The organism is Vibrio sp. 03_296 (assembly GCF_002265885.1).
This window is the reverse complement of the sequence record NZ_NPKW01000594.1, coordinates 1-981: the sequence shown is the minus strand read 5'-3', so window position 1 is coordinate 981 and position 981 is coordinate 1. Positions and strand designations below refer to the sequence as shown.

General features: G+C 45.6%; 1 protein-coding gene and 1 pseudogene. Both read left to right on the top strand.

The window, feature by feature from the left end; translation table 11 throughout:
• Nucleotides 1–46 precede the first annotated feature (46 nt).
• Nucleotides 47–187 (top strand): DUF3149 domain-containing protein, encoded by a 141-nt coding sequence (locus CIK04_RS26450; RefSeq protein WP_011078358.1) that lies wholly within the window; start codon nucleotides 47–49, stop codon nucleotides 185–187.
• Nucleotides 188–391: 204 nt separating this feature from the next.
• A pseudogene (gene smrA / locus CIK04_RS26445) lies at nucleotides 392–919 on the top strand (DNA endonuclease SmrA).
• The last annotated feature ends 62 nt before the right edge of the window (nucleotides 920–981 follow it).

The following is a 981-nucleotide window of genomic DNA, read 5'->3' as shown; positions in this document are numbered from 1 at the left end:
GCACCAGCTTTTAACTTTACCCTGTCTTCACACTTTGGAGGAAACCATGGACTTTTGGCTCGATTTGCTATTCGGTAATGCGGTAGGACTTTCTTCAATGATTGTCATATTTGGTGCACTAGGTCTAATGCTGTTTTACGGCGGTTTCATCGTTTACAAGGTCATGAATGACAAATCTCCTCACTAGATATCGCCAAGCTCTATAATCTTTTATAGAAACTGCTTTGCACCGGAATGGGTTTTCTGCCTGTTCCGGTTTTTTATTCTCTGGGTTGATCGTTTCGCCCCAACCGTTGGTATACTCCTGCAACCATTAATCAAGCTTTGAGATGCCGTTATGTCTCACGACGATGATTTCGAACTTTTCCAACAATGATGGGGATGTAAGCCCATCACTCATGACACCGCTGAACACAAAGAAAAAACACCAAGTCAGCGAATCTCAATTGGCGCGGCGCGAAGCCGGCGATTTGGCTACCGAGGATGAATCCGGAACACCTCAGTCTTATCACGGCTGAAATGGCTCAAAACCTGATGACCATGGTGGAGTTTAAAAGAGATGGCGTACAAGATGGTGTCTATCGTAAATTGCGTTTAGGCAAGTACCCCATCCAAGCCAGGCTAGACCTGCATAAGAAATCGCTCAAAGAAGCACGAGATGAACTTGTACGCTTCCTCAAACAATGCATGAAAATGGACATTCGCACCGTCGTGATCGCTCATGGTCGAGGCGAACTATCCGCTCCCCAGCCAAGATGAAGAGTTTTGTCACGACATGGTTAATGCAGATTAAAGAAGTGCAATGTTGCCACAGTGCGCAGCGTTTTCATGGCGGAACTGGCGCTCTCTACGTTTTGCTGCAGAAAGATGCCGATAAAAACTCGAGAATCGAGAACGTCATCAAAAACGCTTAGGCTAACATTTATTCAGTGCTAGAATGCACGCCCTAATTTCCCTTACAACCAGTAAGGGAGTGAACAA

Coding starts and splice junctions, on each gene's coding strand:
- CIK04_RS26450 (WP_011078358.1), top strand. CDS start 47: ATGGACTTTTGGCTCGATTTGCTATTCGGTAATGCGGTAGGACTTTCT.